Origin of the sequence: Halodesulfurarchaeum sp. (genome assembly GCF_036626455.1) — an archaeon.
In the GTDB taxonomy this organism is placed as follows: domain Archaea; phylum Halobacteriota; class Halobacteria; order Halobacteriales; family Halobacteriaceae; genus Halodesulfurarchaeum.
Genome location: NZ_JAZKRK010000002.1, coordinates 17980 through 35471, shown reverse-complemented (window position 1 = coordinate 35471; position 17492 = coordinate 17980). Strand labels below are relative to the sequence as shown.

The following is a 17492-nucleotide window of genomic DNA, read 5'->3' as shown; positions in this document are numbered from 1 at the left end:
TGCTTAAAAGCGTGTCCAAACCAGGGGAGGGCCGACTCTGAGGGAAACATCCTTGCCCGGCCGCATACAAGGTCCGCCGATGGACCGGGAAGCCGTCGCCGACCTCGCTAGGGAGGCAGCACACCTCGACGAGCGGCGACTCCTCGTACTTGCCGGCGAAACCGGTCATTTTGACGCCGCGGCAATGGCTCTCGAGACCGCAGCATCGGCACCCGACACCGGCGTCTCGATGTCGGATACCACCGTCGTGGGCCCACCGTCCGGAATTGCCTGTGAACATCTCGATCCGCAGGAATCTGTGGCGTTGCTTGGCACCACACGCTCGGCTATCGTGCTTGACTGCCGGGAGGCCTGTGAGCCAAATGTCCTGGGCCGACTCGTTGGAGCGGTTGATGGGGGCGGATTGTTCGTGCTACTTACACCCCCACTTGACCAATGGGCCGGTCGTCGCGATGAGTTCGACAAGTCCCTAGCTGTTCCGCCCGACCCGATCGACGCTGTGACGGGATTGTTTCGGGACCGTCTCGTCGAGACGCTTCGAAGCCACCCTGGGATCGCCATTTTTGATCTCGCCTCCGACGAACTTGTGCGGAATGGGATTACGGGCCGGCCACCGGCAGTGGAGCCTGAAGCAATCGAGCAACATCCAGGAGCACACTCGCTCCCAGACCCGATACTTGAGGCGTGTCTCACACAGGATCAGGTCGACGCTGTGGGACAACTTGCTGCCCTCAAAGAAAGCCCACGGGCAGCGGTCCTCGAAGCGGATCGAGGACGGGGCAAATCCAGTGTTGCTGGAGTCCTTGCTGCCTGGTTTGTCACTCAGGGGGAGCGGATTGTGGTCACCGGGCCGAAGCGACGAGCCGCGACGGCTTTTTTCGATCGCATTCTCGAAGTCCTCCCGATCATGGATGGGATCCAGTCAGTTCAGGGTTCTCCCCCGCGCCGAATCGATGCGGAAAGTGGCGGAAGCATCGAATATCTTCCGGCGACGGAGGTGGCTTCTGTAGTCAAGTCGGCGGACGTGGTGTTTGTCGAGGAAGCGGCGGCACTTTCAGTGACTCTCCTCGAATCAACCCTCGATGCAGACCGGGTCGTATATACGACTACTGTCCACGGCTACGAGGGCTCCGGCCGGGGCTTTGCAGTCCGGTTCCGGGACAGTCTCGCCGCTGCTCGCCACGACGTGCTCGATATTTCGCTCGTCGAGCCGATTCGATATGCTGGCGGTGATCCCGTCGAGGTCTGGGCTGCCAGGGCCTTGCTTCTCAATGCCGGGCCGATCCCAGGTACGGTGATCGAGGACGCGACTCCGGAATCTGTCTCGTATGCAGATCTTGCTGGACGGACGCTCAGATACGACGAACAGTTGCTCCGGGAAGCGTTTGGATTGCTCGTGTCGGCGCATTATCGAACCGAACCGAACGATTTGGCCCGACTTCTCGATGGGTCTAATCTGGCTGTCCGGGCCCTTTTTCAGGACGGACATGTGGTGGCGGTGGCACTTCTGGCACGAGAGGGTGGGATTCCACCGTCGCTTCGAGAGCGTGTCTATGAAGGGCACCGGATTCGGGGGAATATGCTTCCGGACGTGTTGATGAGTCAGCTCCAAGACGAAGACGCCGGTGGTCCCGTCGGGCTACGAGTTGTTCGTATCGCCACTCACCACGCGGTACGATCACGGGGACTCGGTAGCTTCCTCCTCGACCGAATCGAGCGCGAGTTCGAGGCCGTCGTCGATTGGCTTGGGACTGGGTTTGGTGTCACCCCGAAACTCGTCTCGCTCTGGCACGAAAGCGGGTATGCGACGGTTCATCTCTCGACGAGTCGGAACGATCGAAGCGGTGAACATTCGGTGCTTATGCTCAACCCAACCTCCGAGCGCGGTCGGACCCTGGCAAAGCGACATGGGACGTGGTTCGGCACTCGAATCGGTGGTATCCTTGCGGATTCGCTTGCTGCTGTCGATCCATCCGTCATTCGGGCCACCCTTGAAGCGGTCGACTATCCGCCACCACTCTTGATCACGCCACATCAGTGGCGGGTTATCGCTGGCGCGGCATTCGGTCCTGGATTGTACAGCGTCGATCCGACCCCGTTTCGGAAACTGGCACTTCACGCGTTGATCGACGGCTCAGCGGATCTTTCAGAGCGAGAAAAACGACTGCTGATTCGTGGGCTGTTACAGCACCAATCGTGGGACCGGGTCGCAGACGCCATCGGATACGAATCCCGGACCGCGGCGATGCGAGCATTGGGGCGGGCGCTCCAACCACTGGTGGCAGAATACGGAACTGCGGTGGCCAGAACGGTCCGTCGGCGATTTACCGAACCCGGGGATTCGAAATCGGGCTAACTCGTATCAAATTCTCGTGTTACGGGTGTGTGTGGTACGCAATCGTTTCCCCGTCACTACGGCTGTCGATGCGGGCGAAACCGATCCGCTCAAATTGCACGATATCGTCGGGATCGTGGTCATCGAGTCCAGGTTCGGCCCACCCCTTGACCACACCGTCCATCGTTCGCATTTTGACCGGGATTGATTCGGCCGCTGGGACCCAGTGGACGACGTCGACCGCACCCTCCCTGACAACCGACAAATCGTCACCAGTTGGGACCAATTGCTCACCTTCACTCCGAACAGCCCCGTAGCCTTTGAGCCAGATCCGCTCGCCCTCCGCTGGCAGGTCGTCTGCTTCGAGGCGTACCGCGTCACCGACCGGGATATCACGTGTTCCTCTGTCCTCGTGATCCGGATGGAGTGGTGGGTTGGCGACTGAATCACCGTCCTGGATGGGCATTGTGAGCGCTTCCTGTGGTTCCGGATTGGTATCCTGGTACGGGTCGATCGATTCGCGAACCATGAACCGTCGGTCCGTTTCGTCGTCGATCAACTCCCGGTTACGGGCATAGACGGTGCTCATGGAAAGATCGACGTTGCTCGTCGACGTCCCGAGACCGGTCATCGCCGAGACCAGAGCTTCACCCTTGATGCCACGGCGACGGACGCTTTTGATTGTTGGGGCCCGAGGATCGTTCCACCCGTCGAGGACCCCCGCATCGATTCGCTCTTTGATCGTGGAGGTACTCATGGCGACGTCATAGGCGTCGACTTGGACGTGCCCCCAGTGAACGACTTCCGGATAAGTCCAGTCGAAGTAGTCATAGACGAAGCGTTGGCGCTTTGCGGAATCCTGCAGGTCGATGCCCCGGATGATGTGTGTGATGCCAGTCAGATGATCGTCGATGCCGGACTGGAAGTCGAGCATCGGCCAGCAGCGATAGTCTTCAGCTGCTTCACGGGGGTGTGGGGTGTCGATCATCCGAAGGGCCACCCAGTCCCGGAGCGCCGGATTCGGATTTTTGATGTCTGTTTTGACCCTGAGAACCATGTCTCCGGAATCGTACATGCCATCGACCATCTTCTCGAACTCCTCGAGAATGGTTTCCGTGTCTTTGCCTCGATGGGCGCATGGTTCTCCCGCGTTTTTCAACTTGGAGAAATTCTCGCCATCGCAGGAGCACGTGTAGGCTCCACCGGCCTCGATGAGTTCCCGCGCGTGTTCGTAATAGGTTTCGAGGCGATCACTGGCCTTCAACACCTCGTCAGGTTCGAAGCCGAGATAGTCGATGTCAGAGAGGATCTGGTCGTATGCGTCGAGATCCGGGCGTTTTGTCTCCGGATCGGTGTCGTCGAAACGGCAAATGAAGCTTCCGTCGTATCGATCTTTGTAGGTCCCGATCACCGCAGGCATTCGGGCATGCCCGAGATGCCAGGGCCCGTTTGGATTCGGAGCGACCCGCATTCTGACTTCACCGGGTTCGGCGTTGGGAAGGTCAGGAAGTGGGTGTTCGTCTTCTTCGTCTTCGCTGTCGAGGTCTTCGATTGCCTCGGGATCGAGTGTTTCGAGTCGGTCACGCTTTGCCTCCCGGTCGAGTTCGTTGACCGAAGCCAGGATCGGACCGGCGAGGCCCGGAATTTCGTCGCCGTATTCGCGGAATTCCGGGTTTTCGCCCATCAGTGGACCCATTATTGCGCCCACTTGGGCGTCGCTCTCGTGTTTCAGTGCGTTGTGGAGCGCGTGTTTCTCGATTTCGCGTTCGATTCGGGCGCGGAGCTCGTCGTCCATTGGCAGAGCAAACTCGACGGTCGGTCAAAGTGGTTGGGATTTGTGCCGTTTCAATACGACCGCTCGATAAGATAAGCCCCGATCTGTTCCAGCCGTCGTTTGGCTTCCGTGTCCGGGATCGCCTCGAGTTCGTCCAACCCTTCTGCAACCAGGTCCGTTGCGAGGTCACGTGCGTATGCGATGGACCCGACAGATTCGAGTTCCCCGACTGCGTCCTTGATTTCCCGTTCAGTAACCGAATCTGGATTACCACTTGTGATGAGTTCGTCCACCTGAACGCCGTTCTCTTTGGCGTGCTGGGTGATAACAGTTCGTTTCCCTTCGATGAGGTCACTCCCCCGCTGTTTACCCAATGTTTCACTGGGCGTCGTCAAATCTAGCACGTCGTCGTGGATCTGAAAGGCCTGGCCGATCGACCGCCCGTAGGCTTCGAGTGAGTCGGTCGTCTCTTGGTCGGCGCCCAGAAGAATCGACGGGATCGACGCTGAGGCGGCATAGAGCACAGCCGTCTTTCTGTCGATCATGTCGATGTACTCCTCGGTCGTGACAGTCTCCCTCGTTTCGAAGTCCACGTCCAGTGATTGGCCCTCACAGATTCGCGTACAGGTCGAGGCCAGGGTGTCGAGCGCATCGAGTCCTCGATCCGGGGGTGCACCGTTTTCCAGCATGATCTCGAAGGCCTTCGAGTAGAGGGTATCGCCAGCCAGAATCGCCGTATCCGAATCGAACGCAACGTGAACCGCTGGGGCACCCCGCCGCATCCGATCGTCGTCCATGATGTCGTCGTGGATCAAGGTGAACGACTGGATGACTTCGACGCTTACGGCCGCTGCCAACAAGTCGATGGGGGGCTCGTTATCTCGGACTGTGGGGAACTCCTGGTAGGACTGTGCTCCAGGGGCCGTCTCTGTGAGTGCTTCACCAGCAACGAGCAGGATGGTCGGTCTGAGGCGTTTGCCACCGGCCTGGAGCAGGTGTCGGGACGCCTCGTAGAGCCGTTCCGGGTCGGCCATCGGGAGGTACGTGTCGATGTGGTCGTTGACGACCGCACGCCGGTTCTCGATGGCGTCCTCCACGGTCCTCGCTCGCGCCTCGCGATCCATCTTACTCGACGAGTTGGATCCGGTTGCCGTTTCGTGTAATGTGCAGGTCCCGTCCGACTCTGTATCCTTCACTCTCTGCAAGGTTCACGTACGGCGCGTAACCTCCCATATCTTGGTGGGCCGGGATCACGTTCTTGGGATTCAATGCCTGGAGCATTTGGTAGTGGCCCTCCTGGCGGAGGTGGCCAGAGACGTGAATTTCGTCGTAGATTCGAGCGCCCTGCATGCTCAGGAGGTTTTCAGCCTGGTACCGTTGGCCTTCGTTTGTTGGCTCGGGGATGACCCGAGCGGAGAAGACGACTTTGTCGCCGCTCTCTAGCTCATAGGGCGTTTCGCCGCGGGCCATTCTGGTTAGCATCGCTCGTGGCTCGCCCTGGTGACCGGTGACGACCGGGAGGAACTTGTCCTTGCCCTCGTTCATAATTCGTTTGAAGGCGCGGTCGACACTTTTGCGATGCCCGAACATCCCGAGGTCGTCCGGGAAGTCCACATAGCCCATTCGCTCGGCCGCCCCGGAATAGTGCTCCATCGAACGGCCGAGGAGAATCGGCTGCCGGCCGATATTTTTGGCAAACTCGACGAGGCTGTTGACTCGGGAGATGTGGCTGGAGAACGTCGTTGCGACGATTCCGCCGTCATAGTCCTCCATCGAATTGAGCGCGTCCTTGAGATGGTGGCGCGCATGGGATTCGCTTGGCGTTCGTCCCTTCTTCTGTGCGTTCGTGGTATCCTCGATGTACGCCAGGACCCCTTCGCCCTCGCGACCGATTTCGCGGAACCGTTGCATGTCGATCGGGTCTTCGAGGACCGGATTGTGGTCGATGCGTTTGTCGAGGCCGTAAACGATCGACCCTTCCGGCGTGTGGAGAACGGGATTGATCGCGTCGATGATCGAGTGGGTGACGTGGACGAACTCCATTTCGAGGCCGTTGCCGATCTCCATCGACTCGCCGCCTTCCATCTTCACGAGTTCGTTGTCGACACCGAACTTCTCCTCACTCTCGATCTGACCCTTGACCAGTTCGATGGTGTACGGGGAAGCCACCACCGGCGCGTCGTACCGATGGGCTAACTTCGAGATGGCACCGATGTGGTCGAGGTGGCCGTGTGTTGGCACGATGGCCTTGACGTCCCCCTCAAGTTCGGACATCACGCGGTCGTCCGGAATGGCTCCCATGTCAATGAGGTCCAGGCTATGCATCCGTTCGGTTTCGATGTTATCGTGGATGAGAACCTTCGACAGGTTCAGACCCATGTCGAAGATGACCACGTCCTCGCCGGCCCGCACTGCCGTCATCTGCCGTCCGACTTCCTCGTAACCGCCGATTGTCGCAATTTCGATTTCCATTGTTGATCACTGAAAGCCCTGGTGGGCCCGCTCAGTACTGAAACATGCGATCGGAATGCACCGCCACGATCCCGGCGTCTTGCAGCCGTCGACCGTTCCAGTGTCTCGACCGACCGACAGTTATGTACTCTAAGACTCTCTTCTCCTATAAAGCACCTGATTGTGCCGCCAACTGCCTGTCACTCCTCCTGACTGTCGATTCGAGTCCCCGCTGTCGCTCCTGCGAGAAAGTCTTCTAATCCCGCCAGGTCGAAAATCTGCGCGCCGGTATCTAATTCGAGTAACGAACGAACCTTTCCGGCCATGCCCCCGGTCACGTCGGTGGCCGAACTCCCGCCGAGCACCTCTCTGACGGCCTCGAACTCGTGGATTTCCGGAATTACGGTCTCGTTCTCGTCGAGAACTCCGGGGACGGTCGTACAGAGCCCGACTGCATCTACCTCCAGATCTTCGGCGACACTCACCACTAATTCGTCTCCGCTGACGATGGTTGCTCCCGACTCCGCTGTCACGATCACGTCCCCGTGGAGTACCGGAACAAACCCCTCTTCCAGCATTGTTTCGAGGTGTGCGGTTGGGAGCACGATATCGCCGTTTCGATTTCGAGACCCGGCTGAAAACGGCCGAACGGGGACGGCTGGGATTTCTTCAGCCGCCAACGCATCGAGGACGGCTCCGTTCAATCGACCCATCGCCGCGTGTATCTCTCGAATCGCTTCGGTGTCCCTGGTTCCCGTCTCGATGGCGACGTCTGCGCCTTTGGCCGCGGGATGTCCGAACGATCCGCCACCGTGGACGATTACGAGATTCGAGACGTCCGCGTCGCGAATGGCCGCTGCCGCTTCGACCAGGCGGTCCGTGTCGACAGTTTCTGGCTTTTCCTTGTCCGTGATAACACTCCCACCGAGTTTGAGCACGACCGACGGTGTTTTTGCCCCTGACTCAGCGGCCTCGGCTGTTGATTCTGCGGTCGTCATTCCTCCCGGCGCACCCCGTCAGTGTCGAGTCTGGCCCGAAACGACTCCTCACATGCCGGTGAGTAGTTGAGTGCTGTTTCGGTGGCGTCCGTTTCGTCGAGGGCGACGATACAGCCGCCGCCCCCAGCTCCAGTCAGTTTTGCGCCGGTAGCGCCTGCCTCTCTGGCGGCCCATACCATCGAATCGAGCGACCGGGATGAGACCCCGAGAGCCGCGAGTAACCCGTGATTGAAATCCATGAGCCGCCCCAGTTCTTCGATGTCCCCATCCTCGAGGGTCTCCAGCCCCTGTTCGACAAGGTCACCGATCGATTCGACCGTATCGGCGGCGAAGTCGTACTCCGATTTGAGGGCTCGAACGCCCGAGACGAGGGCGCCAGTGTCCCCTGCCCCACCGTCGTAGCCGATGACGAATGGGAGGTCCGGACTTGAAAGTGTTTGGCAGTCGTCGTCCTCGACGCGGACGGCTCCGCCCATTGTCGAACAGAACGTGTCGGCTCGGGACGCTTGCCCCGCTTGGACCTCGTATTCGACCTGGTAGGCTCGGTCTGCGAGTTCCTCTCGGTCGAGTGTCACGCCGAGCGCTCGCGCTGCCGCATCGATGGTCGCCACGACGACCGCTGCTGATGAACCAAGTCCAGCTCCCAACGGGATCGAACTCTCGACGGTTACGTCAAAGCCGGCTGTCGGCTCATCGGCCGCATCCCTGGCTTGTTCGATCGCTCCGTCCACATACCCCATTGCGGCTTCGACCAGCTCTTCTGTCACGTCTACTTCGGGCTGCCCCGCCGTCGTGCCGTCGTATTCGACCGTGAATCCGTCGAGACTGAGGTCCTGAGCGCTCACACGGAGTCTACTGTCCTCCCGCGTTTCGACGGTAACTGTCGCCCGTCGTTCGATCGCGCATGGAACAGCCGGCTCGCCGTAGACGACAGCGTGTTCCCCGAAAAGATAGACTTTGCCCGGGGCATTCGAAGTTGCCATATCACTCTGCTGGTGCCGCAGGCTAAAAACGCTTGAGTCCAGCGCCTAGATCTCGCTTTCTTCGAAGTCTTCGAGTCCGTACGCGGGTTCGGCACCGCGACGGTCGAGGACTTCGTTGCCGAGCAGCCAGTACACGACTGACAGGGCCCGACGTCCCTTGTTGTTGGTCGGGATGACCAGATCCACGTTGCTCGTGGCGTTGTTCGAGTCACACATTGCGATGACGGGGATGCCCACGGTGATAGCCTCCTTGACCGCCTGGGCATCGCCGATGGGGTCCGTCACGACCACGACGTCCGGTTCGATGTAGCCGTCGTACTGGGGATTCGTCAGCGTCCCCGGGATGAATCGACCCGTTCGGGCTCGTGCCCCGACTGCCTCCGCGAACTTCTCGGCCGGGAAGCGGCCGTATTGTCGCGAGGAGGTCACGAGGATCTGCTCGGGATCGTAATTTTCGAGGAAGTCAGCAGCGGTCCGGATGCGCTCGTCCGTTTTGCTCACGTCCAGGACGTACAGGCCGTCAGTCCTGACACGGTGAATGAACCGCTCCATGTCTTTGGTCTTCTGCTGGGTGCCGATGTGGACACCGGCGCCGAGGTATTCCTCGACGGGAATCAGCAGGTCCGGGTCCGTCTCTGCGGTGACGTCCTCGGTCTGTGCCTCAGCCTCGTCGGCCTCGCCCGTGTCGTCCGTGGACTGGTCGGGGGCCTCGAGGGTCGTCTCGTCTGATGTCTCGCGTTCGCTCATGATGTACCGTCGCCGATTCGGATGAGTTCGTTGAGTTTTGCGGTTCGCTCGCCGCCGACGGTCCCGGTCTTGATGAACGGGGCGTCGGTTGCGACGGCGAGGTGTGCGATGGTGGTGTCCTCAGTTTCGCCCGACCGATGGGAAACCACGGGGTCGTACCCGGCTCGCTGGGCACGTTCGATTGCATCGACCGTGTCGCTGAGTGTCCCGATCTGATTCGGTTTGATCAGGACGCTATTGGCCGCATCCAGCTCGATGCCGTCCGCGATGCGGTCGGTGTTGGTCACGAACAGGTCGTCGCCACAGATCAACGTCTGACTGCCGACCAGTCGTGTGAGTTCGGCGAAGCCGTCGAAGTCGTTCTCGTCCAGTGGATCCTCGACGTAAACCAGATCGTAGGTCTCGACCATGTCGGCGACGTACTCGATCTGTTCGGCGGTGGATTTGGTCTCCTCGCCGTAGTGATAGGCGCCGTCCTCGAAGAGTTCAGCCGCCGCGATATCGAGTCCGAAACCAATTTCGAAGCCAACCGCCGAGGCGACTTGGTCGGTCGCTTCGGCCATGACTTCGAAGGCCTCGTCTTCGCTAATCGCGGGGGCCCAGGCTCCTTCGTCGCCCTTTGCCGGGGCGTAGCCGCGTTCGGTGAGGAGTTCGCCGACCGTCTGGTGGACCGTAGCATTCGCGAAAACAGCTTTCCTGACGCTTGGGGCCCCGATTGGGGCCGAAAGGAACTCTTGAATGGCAGTCGCTTCGGCAGCGTGTTCACCGCCACCGATGACGTTTCCGAGCGGGATCGGGGACGAGCGCCCGCGGAACGCGCCGCCGAGATGCTGGTACAGTGGTGCACCGAGCACGTCGGCTGCGGCCTTTGCGGACGCCATACTGATCGCGACAGCGCTGTTGGCACCGATTTCGGAGAAGTCGTCGGTCCCGTCGGCCGCGTGAAGGACTTGGTCGACTTCTCGCTGGTCGCCGGCGTAGACGTTGCCTTCGAGTCGGGGGATCGCTTGTTCCCTGGCCGCAGCGATCGCCTCCTCGACTGGTCGTTCGACTGCTTCGTGTTCCCCGGTTGACGCGCCGCTCGGTGCAGCGGCCCGTCCGAATCCACCCGAGGTGGTCCGAACGTCGGCCTCGACCGTTTTGTTCCCGCGGGAGTCCAGGATGGGCCGCAGGCGAACGGTCTCGACGAGCGTCATGTGTTATCCCGCCGGACCGTAAACGGCAGGACCGACGCGTCGTACTCCTCGGCTGCGATGAGGATGGGCTCGGTCTGATCGGTATCGATCAGGACCGGAGCTCCATACGAGATCTGCAACGCTCGAGCGCCGAGGATCCGGGCTTTCTCGTATCGGTTGTAGTGTTGTTGTGTGGACATGTTACTGGTAGGGAGACACGACGTCGACCAGATCCTCGTGTGAGACGAGCATCCGCCGACAGCAGTGTCGTTCGACGCCCAACTCATCAAGTACCTTCTCGGGGTCCTCGTCGCCTTCCAACGTAGACGCACGGGCCTCGTACTCCTCCCAGTACTCGCCCACCGTGTTGCCGCACGAGAAACAGCGGACTGGGACCATCATTGATGAATCACCGGTATGATTTCTGGTAGCGGGCCCGTGCCCCCGGGCCGCCCCACTTCTTGGGTTCAGGCTGCCTAACATCGTTGACCAGCAGCGTCCGGTCGAATTCCATGAAGGCATCGCGTAACTCGGCGTCGCCGTAGAACTCGACGAGGCCGCGGGAGATGGACGTCCGGACGGCGTCTGCCTGACCGGAGAACCCGCCTCCCTCGACGGTGACGTCGATGTCGACCTCCTCCCGAAGCTCCTCGTCCGCGATGCGGAACGGCTCAAGCATTTTGAGCCGCGACATCTCGGGTTCGACGAGTTCGATCGGTGTCGAGTTGATTCGCACACGACCCTCCCCATCGCTCACGGTTGCCCGGGCGATGGCCGTTTTCTTCTTACCGCTCGTGTTTGTTACCATGTGACGTTCGCTCCGAGGTGTGCTGCCACCGATCCGAGGGTGACAAATCGGGTGGTCGAGAGCCGGTCGATCGAGGTCCCGTCGAGGACGCTCGCGTCCTTTTGGTGGGGGTTGCCCACGTAGATGCGGACCTTGGACAGCGCCTCACGGCCCCGTTCTTTCTTGTACGGAATCATGCCACGGACTGTTCGCTTGAACATCCGATCCGGGCGCCGTGGATAGGCGGGGCCTTTGTCGGATCCCAGTTCCGCACGATCCTCGTACTTCGAGAGGATGTCTTCGCGTCGACCGGTGATGACTGCGTCCTCCGCGTTGACGACCGCCACGCGGTCGCCATCGAGGGCGCTTTCGGCCACCTGCGTCGCCACGCGGCCCATGACACAGTCACGGGCGTCGACGACGAGATCGGCGTCGAATTGTGCGAGACTCATCCGATCACCCGCATCTCCGACCCGTCTGAATGTTGTTCGAGTGCCTGTTCGAGATTGAGGACTTCGCCGTCCGCGTGTTCGATCTTCGTTTGGGCGGAACTGGAGAAGTCGACTGCTGCCACTGTGACTGACTTCCGCAGTGCGCCGGATCCGAGCACCTTGCCCGGAACGACGACCGTCTCGTCCTCGCGTGCGTACCGTTCGATACGACTCAGGTTGACCTCCGCGTGGGACCGACGCGGCTTCTCGAGCCGCCCGGCCACGTCCTGCCAGATGTCCGCGCCCGTCTTCCGGGCCACGGACTTGCATTCAGCGATGAGGCTGCTGAGTCTCGGACTTGTCTTGCTCATTACGGTGTGGAAAAGTGTGGAGAGTGCAGGGAGCAGGATTTGAACCTGCGAACCCCTACGGGACAGCGCCCTGAACGCTGCGCCTTTGGCCTAACTCGGCTACCCCTGCACGTGGTTTCGCTCGCGATACCTGGTTTGGGCCGCCCCTTCAAACCCGTTTCGGTCGGGCTGAAAAGCGCGGTCGCTCCCGGGGTCGGGACGACCATCGCTTTGGAAGGGGTCGGCGTGTTCATCGTTACAGTTTCACTGCGTCTTCGAGTTCTTCAGCCCGGTCGTACACTGAATCGACGGCCCGGGACACCAGTTCGGTGACCGGCATCGAGCCGTCCGATTCGACGTGGAACACGAAGGCGTTCTCGACGTCGTGGACCGCGACGTTCTTGTCCGGATACCGGTTCCGAAGGTCGTTGTCGAACTCCTCGGTCCGGAGCAATTCGCCGTCTGCTTCGATAACCCCACGAACTATCTGTCGGTCGTCGGTTCCGTATTCGTCGGCGTCACCGAGGGTTTCGACTTCCTGCAGATGGCGATATCCGACCGCAATACCACCCTGGTGTTTGGCGTGTTCTCGACCGCGTCCAATGACCGCATCGGCCTCGATCTCCAGCCGTTGATCCTCTTTGAGTTCGATGATCGGGATGTCGTCTTCCGCCGGTTCGACCACCGAATCGGCCGACATAAGGTCGCCAGAATACGCCGTGTCGGGTCCCTCGACGTCGAGGGCCAGCGTGACGACATCACCCTCCTCGAACTCGCCTTCGGGGGTGGTCAACGGGACCAGTCCCAGGCGAAGGGCGAGTTGTTCGTCAAACATCACACTGGAGTTCTCGACGAACCGGACCGAATCGATCGAGAGGGTCGGCACGTCGGCCAGCATCGATCGTCGGATGCCGTTTGCCAGGTCCGGGGTGATTCCCCTGACCAGGAATTTGGCTTCCTGTTCGGCCGATTCGATGAACTCGACCTCGAAGGTTTCTGCCATGTTAGAATCCCGAATTCTTCGGTGCCCGGGTCCCGTCATGGGGGATCGGGGTAACGTCTTCGATCCGCCCGATTTCGAGCCCTGCTCGTGCGAGGGCTCGGATCGCGGCTTGTGCCCCGGGACCGGGGTTCTGTTGTTGATTTCCGCCTGGTCCACGTACTCGGACGTGGACGCCTTCGATGCCTTGCTCCATCACGTTCTCGGCGATCTGCTCGGCCATCTGCATGGCCGCGTACGGCGAGGCCTCGTCACGATTCTGCTTGACGACCGCGCCACCACTCGACTTCGCCAGGGTTTCGGCCCCGGTCTGGTCGGTGATGGTCATGATCGTGTTGTTGAACGAGGCGTGGATGTGAGCGATACCCCACGTGGAATCCTCATTTGCCATGTATGATCACTCCTGTGCGGATGCGCGTTCGGGGTGTAGTTCGTCTGCGAGGGGACTTGTCTCGTCGAACGAGATGTCGTTCTCCTCGCTGACCTCGACCGTGTAGGACGGCGTGGTTACGCGCCGGTCGCCGATTTTTATGTGGCCATGCGAGACGAACTGCCGGGCCTGGGAGATTGTGTTTGCCAGTCCCGTGCGGTACACGACGGTTTGCAGTCGTCGTTCGAGGACGTCAGTGACGTCCAATGACAGCACGTCGTCGAGTGCTTCGTTCGCGTCGAGGACACCGATGCGCTGCAGGCTCTCGATGAACTCATCGCTTGACTCCTCGCCGACGCGACCGAGCAATCGTCGGGCCTCACGCCGGTAATTGCGGAGTTCCGACTGCGCTCGCCAGACTTCCTCCTTGTTCTTGAGGCCGTAGCGACCGATAAGGTCCCCCTCCTCGGCAATGCGTTCACCCTGATATGGGTGATTCGGGGTCTCGTAGAACTTGGTGTTCTCTCCTGGAAGTGCCATTATTCACCCGCCTCCTCTTCTTCTGCCTGTTCTTCTCGAATTTCCTCAACGTTCACGCCGATCGTACCCTCCGTTCGGCCGGTGGACTTGGTCCGCTGTCCGCGGACCTTCTGTCCACGCTCGTGGCGGACGCCGCGATAGGACCGGATCATCCGCATCCGGTTGATGTCCTCGTCGCGGGTGAGCTCGACCTCCGAGCCCGTGAGATGGCCACTTTCGCCGGTGTAGAAGTCGTTTTGACGGTTGGTGAGCCAGTCGGGGACGTGTGTGTCGTAGTCCTCGACGGCCTCGACGACGGTATCGATCCTGTCGTCGTCGAGAGTCCCGAACGTGGCCGTTCGGTCGACGTCTGCCACGTCCGCGATGACTCGAGCCGCTCGTCGCCCGATGCCTTTCATTTCTGTGAGGGCACGCTCGACGGACTTCGTCCCGTCGAGGTCGGTCTGTCCGATGCGGACGAAGTATCGAATGTCCTCGTCCGCTTCCTCTGTGTCTTCCGTGCTCATAGTTGGTATCGAAAGCGTCGTGGCGGGGATTTGAACCCCGGAGGCTTACGCCACAGAGTTAGCAACCCTGCGCCTTGACCAAGCTAGGCTACCACGACGCGCATTTTGTCGTATCGTCGCCCGTTTGGACTCGGGGCGCCAACCCCTACAGTACCTGCAGTCAGGTCTATCTCCCACCGGCACTTAAGTCCCTCGGAACGACGGCCGGTTGGCCTCCTCGAAAACTGGGGCAGGGCGTGACATCGAGGGGACGGTGATAGAAGGATCACCGTGTCCCCGTTCAACTGCTGACAGAAAAAATCACTTGTCAGTCGTCGTCGGCCGCCGAGATGGGGGCTGGCGTCGGCGGTTCTGGGGTCTCCGCCTCGGGATTCGCGTAGGCCTCATTTTCCACCCACTCCCCATCCTCGTTTTCGACCATATACGCGCCGTAGTACGGAACTCTATTGGCAACTGTTTCGCGGAACGTCGCATCGATCTCATCACGAGTCATCTCGCCCATCGACCGGAGGTCGTCAGTCCGGTTGAGGCAGCCTTTGAGCCGCCCATCGGGGGTCACTCGAACGCGATGACAGTTCTCGCAAAACTCACGGTTCTCGACCGGATCGACGATTTCCACCATGCCACCGTTTACCCAGTAGCGGTTTCGATGGTGCATATCCCTGATTTCGACCCGGTCGGCCCGTCCTTCGAGCCAGTCGTGAACCCGGTCGATGTCGATGGCCCACTCTGGTTTGTTGACCAGTTCCGGCATGAACTCGATGAGTTGGAGCCGAAGACCATCGTTTTCTCCGACGAAATCGACCATGTCTTCGACATGTGGGGCCGTTCGTTCGAAGACGACCATGTTGAGTTTTACCGGCGTCAAGCCGGCATCCACCGCTGCCCTGACGCCTTCGAGAACGCGCTCGTAGGCTCCGCTTTTAGTGATCTCTTTGAAAGCTTCGGCATCGAGTGCGTCTTGGGAGACGTTGACCCGCTCCAAGCCTGCCTCACGAAGCGCCTCCGCACGGTCGGGGAGGAAACTTCCGTTCGTCGTTAGTGAGGGAGTCATTCCATCGGGAACCCGGCGGATGATCTCCTCGAGATCCTCCCGAAGCATCGGTTCGCCGCCAGTGAATTTTACCTTCTCGATGCCGTGTTCGTCGACGACTTCGAGAAATCGGATCACCTCATCGGCACTCATCTCGTTTTCCTGGGGATCCATCGGTCCCCGTGTATCACCCAACCCCTCGTTGTGGCAGTAGACGCAGTCAAAATTGCAACGATCGGTCAGAGAGACACGAACCTGGGATACCTCCCGACCGAAATCGTCTTCGAGCATACCCCATGTTCCCTTCCGGATTAACTTAAATTCGAGGGTAATTCCGGTAAGAGGTAACTGTAATTAGTTACATTGTCAATTTATAGCAGACCACTTACGGTTCCAGGAAACGGCGTTTGAAGGGACTGATCGGCCGGTCGAGCTATTCTCAATAATCACACATGACTTTGAACCAACTCGGGCCAAACACAACCCTTATTCACAGTAGACCGTCTTATTCGGGTCATGGAGGAAGCCGACATTCGGGAGATTCTGTCGGGGATCGAAGACCCTGACCTCGGTACTGATATCGTTTCTGAAAACCTTGTCTCCGGGATCGACCTGGATGGCGACGCCGTTACGGTCGGATTGGCTCTGGAGGCGGCCGGTTCACCGACTGAGGCGGAAATCAGCGATACGGTTCGGGAAGCCCTGGAGAGCGAGGGGCTCTCGGTCACCATCGCAACCGATACCGAAGAAGCCGAGGACGACGGAATGGGCGTCGAGAACCTCGGTCCGGACACCGACGAAGCAACCGAACCGCTTCCAGATGTCTCGAACGTTATTGCGGTCGCATCCGGAAAGGGCGGTGTTGGCAAGAGTACCGTTTCCGTGAACCTCGCTGCCGGCTTAGCCGATCGCGGGGCGGACGTGGCGATTTTTGACGCCGACATGTACGGGCCCAACGTGCCCCGAATGCTCGGAGTTGATGAACAACCACGCGCGACCAGCGACGAGGAGATCGTTCCCGTCGAATCTCACGGGATGGGCGTCATGAGTCTCGGACTGATGCTCGGCGACGACGATCCGGTCATCTGGCGTGGAGCGATGGTTACCCAAACGCTCACCCAACTCGTAGACGACGTCAAGTGGGGCGATATCGACCATCTGGTCATCGACCTGCCCCCGGGAACCGGCGATACGCAACTCACGCTGCTTCAATCGATCCCGATTACGGGCTCCGTGATCGTCACGACGCCCCAGGAGGTGGCACTGGAGGACGCTCGTCGTGGACTGCAGATGTTTGCCGAACACGACACTCCCGTCCTGGGCATCGTCGAGAACATGAGTACATTCGTCTGTCCGGACTGTGGGTCCGAACACGATATCTTCGGCTCCGGGGGCGGCGAACGCTTCGCCGAGGAGAAAAACATGCCTTTCCTGGGATCGATTCCACTCGACCCCGCTATCCGGAGCGGCGGGGACGAGGGGGCGCCGATCGTGATGGCCGACGACGGGGGGACGTCAGAGTCCTTCCAGAGCGTCGTCAAAACAGCGGCAGACATGGTCGGGATCCTCAACCGGCAGAATCGTTCGCAGTAGGATGTCTTACACGCCGGACGAGAAACGGGCCGTCCTTCGTGCCGTGGCCAGTGACCTTCGAGGCCCGGAGGCCGACTCCAAAACTGTACAGGTCGCTGCAACCGTCGAGCGGGTGAGCGACCTCTACGATCCTGCGGAGGACCGCTCCCCCGAGGATATTTTCCGTGATATGCACCGAATTTTCCAGGCCGTGGACGCTGACACCGAAGAAGACTAGCAGTGCGAACGGTCTTTTCGACGGCGGATATGCGGACTTCCAGCCGAAGGGGGATTGGCTGAGACGGGGATTTCCAGCCGATAATGGAGTGGCAGACATCCGGATTTCCGACCATAGAAGCCGTATTTTACACGATTAATCAGGCGAAACCGAAGCCAAACCGTTTAGTCCCCGCTTCCCCTATTCCCGGATTAACGGTCCT

General features: G+C 60.1%; 19 protein-coding genes, 2 tRNA genes and 1 pseudogene. 3 read left to right on the top strand and 19 right to left on the bottom strand.

Annotated elements, in window-relative coordinates; translation table 11 throughout:
* Positions 1-79: 79 nt before the first annotated feature.
* Entirely contained in the window at positions 80-2356 is a 2277-nt protein-coding gene (tmcA, locus tag V5A26_RS00940) for a tRNA(Met) cytidine acetyltransferase TmcA (RefSeq protein ID WP_332320493.1), read from the top strand.
* 19 nt (positions 2357-2375) lie between these two features.
* Here tmcA and V5A26_RS00935 read toward each other — a convergent pair whose 3' ends face one another.
* The 19 genes and pseudogenes from V5A26_RS00935 to moaA form a co-directional block, all read right to left on the bottom strand.
* The gene (locus V5A26_RS00935; RefSeq protein WP_332322168.1) at positions 2376-4130 is read right to left on the bottom strand and encodes a glutamate--tRNA ligase; all 1755 of its coding nucleotides are present in this window, start codon (positions 4128-4130) and stop codon (positions 2376-2378) included.
* A 50-nt stretch (positions 4131-4180) separates the two neighbouring features.
* On the bottom strand, positions 4181-5233 hold the full coding sequence (locus tag V5A26_RS00930; RefSeq protein ID WP_332322167.1) for a polyprenyl synthetase family protein: 1053 nt from the start codon (positions 5231-5233) through the stop codon (positions 4181-4183).
* 1 nt (position 5234) lies between these two features.
* Positions 5235-6581 carry a ribonuclease J gene (locus V5A26_RS00925; RefSeq protein WP_332320496.1) on the bottom strand — a complete coding sequence of 449 codons (1347 nt, stop codon included), beginning with the start codon at positions 6579-6581 and terminating at the stop codon, positions 5235-5237.
* A 179-nt stretch (positions 6582-6760) separates the two neighbouring features.
* On the bottom strand, positions 6761-7558 hold the full coding sequence (locus V5A26_RS00920) for an isopentenyl phosphate kinase (RefSeq protein ID WP_332322166.1): 798 nt from the start codon (positions 7556-7558) through the stop codon (positions 6761-6763).
* Positions 7555-8562: a mevalonate kinase gene (gene mvk, locus V5A26_RS00915; RefSeq protein WP_332320530.1), complete on the bottom strand. Its 1008-nt coding sequence runs from the start codon at positions 8560-8562 to the stop codon at positions 7555-7557. Before mvk ends, V5A26_RS00920 begins: the two co-directional genes overlap by 4 nt.
* Positions 8563-8586: 24 nt before the next feature.
* A pseudogene (rpsB, locus tag V5A26_RS00910) lies at positions 8587-9195 on the bottom strand (30S ribosomal protein S2); the annotation flags it as partial.
* 89 nt (positions 9196-9284) lie between these two features.
* Positions 9285-10484: a phosphopyruvate hydratase gene (gene eno / locus V5A26_RS00905; RefSeq protein WP_332320499.1), complete on the bottom strand. Its 1200-nt coding sequence runs from the start codon at positions 10482-10484 to the stop codon at positions 9285-9287.
* Positions 10481-10663, bottom strand: coding sequence for a DNA-directed RNA polymerase subunit K (locus tag V5A26_RS00900; RefSeq protein ID WP_332320500.1), 183 nt, complete (start codon positions 10661-10663; stop codon positions 10481-10483). Before V5A26_RS00900 ends, eno begins: the two co-directional genes overlap by 4 nt.
* Position 10664: 1 nt before the next feature.
* Positions 10665-10865 (bottom strand): DNA-directed RNA polymerase subunit N, encoded by a 201-nt coding sequence (locus V5A26_RS00895; protein ID WP_332320501.1) that lies wholly within the window; start codon positions 10863-10865, stop codon positions 10665-10667.
* Between the two features lie 7 nt (positions 10866-10872).
* Positions 10873-11271 carry a 30S ribosomal protein S9 gene (locus tag V5A26_RS00890; RefSeq protein ID WP_332320502.1) on the bottom strand — a complete coding sequence of 133 codons (399 nt, stop codon included), beginning with the start codon at positions 11269-11271 and terminating at the stop codon, positions 10873-10875.
* Positions 11265-11702, bottom strand: a complete 438-nt coding sequence (locus tag V5A26_RS00885) for a 50S ribosomal protein L13 (RefSeq protein WP_332320503.1) — start codon at positions 11700-11702, stop codon at positions 11265-11267. The genes V5A26_RS00890 and V5A26_RS00885 overlap by 7 nt, the downstream gene beginning before the upstream one ends.
* On the bottom strand, positions 11699-12052 hold the full coding sequence (locus tag V5A26_RS00880; RefSeq protein WP_332320504.1) for a 50S ribosomal protein L18e: 354 nt from the start codon (positions 12050-12052) through the stop codon (positions 11699-11701). The genes V5A26_RS00885 and V5A26_RS00880 overlap by 4 nt, the downstream gene beginning before the upstream one ends.
* A gap of 24 nt (positions 12053-12076) precedes the next feature.
* Positions 12077-12161, bottom strand: a tRNA-Leu gene (locus V5A26_RS00875).
* A gap of 126 nt (positions 12162-12287) precedes the next feature.
* On the bottom strand, positions 12288-13034 hold the full coding sequence (locus tag V5A26_RS00870) for a DNA-directed RNA polymerase subunit D (RefSeq protein WP_332320505.1): 747 nt from the start codon (positions 13032-13034) through the stop codon (positions 12288-12290).
* A gap of 1 nt (position 13035) precedes the next feature.
* The gene (locus tag V5A26_RS00865; protein ID WP_332322165.1) at positions 13036-13422 is read right to left on the bottom strand and encodes a 30S ribosomal protein S11; all 387 of its coding nucleotides are present in this window, start codon (positions 13420-13422) and stop codon (positions 13036-13038) included.
* A gap of 6 nt (positions 13423-13428) precedes the next feature.
* A complete protein-coding gene (locus tag V5A26_RS00860) occupies positions 13429-13941 on the bottom strand; it encodes a 30S ribosomal protein S4 (protein WP_332320507.1) in 513 nt (170 codons plus the stop codon).
* Positions 13941-14447 carry a 30S ribosomal protein S13 gene (locus V5A26_RS00855; protein WP_332320508.1) on the bottom strand — a complete coding sequence of 169 codons (507 nt, stop codon included), beginning with the start codon at positions 14445-14447 and terminating at the stop codon, positions 13941-13943. The genes V5A26_RS00860 and V5A26_RS00855 overlap by 1 nt, the downstream gene beginning before the upstream one ends.
* A 15-nt stretch (positions 14448-14462) precedes the next feature.
* Positions 14463-14545: transfer RNA gene (locus V5A26_RS00850), tRNA-Ser, on the bottom strand.
* A gap of 209 nt (positions 14546-14754) precedes the next feature.
* Entirely contained in the window at positions 14755-15771 is a 1017-nt protein-coding gene (moaA, locus tag V5A26_RS00845) for a GTP 3',8-cyclase MoaA (RefSeq protein ID WP_332320509.1), read from the bottom strand.
* A gap of 225 nt (positions 15772-15996) precedes the next feature.
* Here moaA and V5A26_RS00840 point away from each other — a divergent pair, with 225 nt between their 5' ends.
* Positions 15997-17073 (top strand): Mrp/NBP35 family ATP-binding protein, encoded by a 1077-nt coding sequence (locus V5A26_RS00840; protein WP_332320510.1) that lies wholly within the window; start codon positions 15997-15999, stop codon positions 17071-17073.
* A gap of 1 nt (position 17074) precedes the next feature.
* Complete coding sequence (locus tag V5A26_RS00835; protein ID WP_332320511.1) at positions 17075-17290, top strand: hypothetical protein; 216 nt, start codon at positions 17075-17077, stop codon at positions 17288-17290.
* The last annotated feature ends 202 nt before the right edge of the window (positions 17291-17492 follow it).

What these genes read in the sequence shown, in the direction of transcription:
- tmcA (WP_332320493.1), top strand. Translation starts at nt 80, where the DNA reads ATGGACCGGGAAGCCGTCGCCGACCTCGCTAGGGAGGCAGCACACCTC.
- V5A26_RS00935 (WP_332322168.1), bottom strand. Translation starts at nt 4,130, where the DNA reads ATGGACGACGAGCTCCGCGCCCGAATCGAACGCGAAATCGAGAAACAC.
- V5A26_RS00930 (WP_332322167.1), bottom strand. Translation starts at nt 5,233, where the DNA reads ATGGATCGCGAGGCGCGAGCGAGGACCGTGGAGGACGCCATCGAGAAC.
- V5A26_RS00925 (WP_332320496.1), bottom strand. Translation starts at nt 6,581, where the DNA reads ATGGAAATCGAAATTGCGACAATCGGCGGTTACGAGGAAGTCGGACGG.
- V5A26_RS00920 (WP_332322166.1), bottom strand. Translation starts at nt 7,558, where the DNA reads ATGACGACCGCAGAATCAACAGCCGAGGCCGCTGAGTCAGGGGCAAAA.
- eno (WP_332320499.1), bottom strand. Translation starts at nt 10,484, where the DNA reads ATGACGCTCGTCGAGACCGTTCGCCTGCGGCCCATCCTGGACTCCCGC.
- V5A26_RS00900 (WP_332320500.1), bottom strand. Translation starts at nt 10,663, where the DNA reads ATGTCCACACAACAACACTACAACCGATACGAGAAAGCCCGGATCCTC.
- V5A26_RS00895 (WP_332320501.1), bottom strand. Translation starts at nt 10,865, where the DNA reads ATGATGGTCCCAGTCCGCTGTTTCTCGTGCGGCAACACGGTGGGCGAG.
- V5A26_RS00890 (WP_332320502.1), bottom strand. Translation starts at nt 11,271, where the DNA reads ATGGTAACAAACACGAGCGGTAAGAAGAAAACGGCCATCGCCCGGGCA.
- V5A26_RS00885 (WP_332320503.1), bottom strand. Translation starts at nt 11,702, where the DNA reads ATGAGTCTCGCACAATTCGACGCCGATCTCGTCGTCGACGCCCGTGAC.
- V5A26_RS00880 (WP_332320504.1), bottom strand. Translation starts at nt 12,052, where the DNA reads ATGAGCAAGACAAGTCCGAGACTCAGCAGCCTCATCGCTGAATGCAAG.
- V5A26_RS00870 (WP_332320505.1), bottom strand. Translation starts at nt 13,034, where the DNA reads ATGGCAGAAACCTTCGAGGTCGAGTTCATCGAATCGGCCGAACAGGAA.
- V5A26_RS00865 (WP_332322165.1), bottom strand. Translation starts at nt 13,422, where the DNA reads ATGGCAAATGAGGATTCCACGTGGGGTATCGCTCACATCCACGCCTCG.
- V5A26_RS00860 (WP_332320507.1), bottom strand. Translation starts at nt 13,941, where the DNA reads ATGGCACTTCCAGGAGAGAACACCAAGTTCTACGAGACCCCGAATCAC.
- V5A26_RS00855 (WP_332320508.1), bottom strand. Translation starts at nt 14,447, where the DNA reads ATGAGCACGGAAGACACAGAGGAAGCGGACGAGGACATTCGATACTTC.
- moaA (WP_332320509.1), bottom strand. Translation starts at nt 15,771, where the DNA reads ATGCTCGAAGACGATTTCGGTCGGGAGGTATCCCAGGTTCGTGTCTCT.
- V5A26_RS00840 (WP_332320510.1), top strand. Translation starts at nt 15,997, where the DNA reads ATGGAGGAAGCCGACATTCGGGAGATTCTGTCGGGGATCGAAGACCCT.
- V5A26_RS00835 (WP_332320511.1), top strand. Translation starts at nt 17,075, where the DNA reads ATGTCTTACACGCCGGACGAGAAACGGGCCGTCCTTCGTGCCGTGGCC.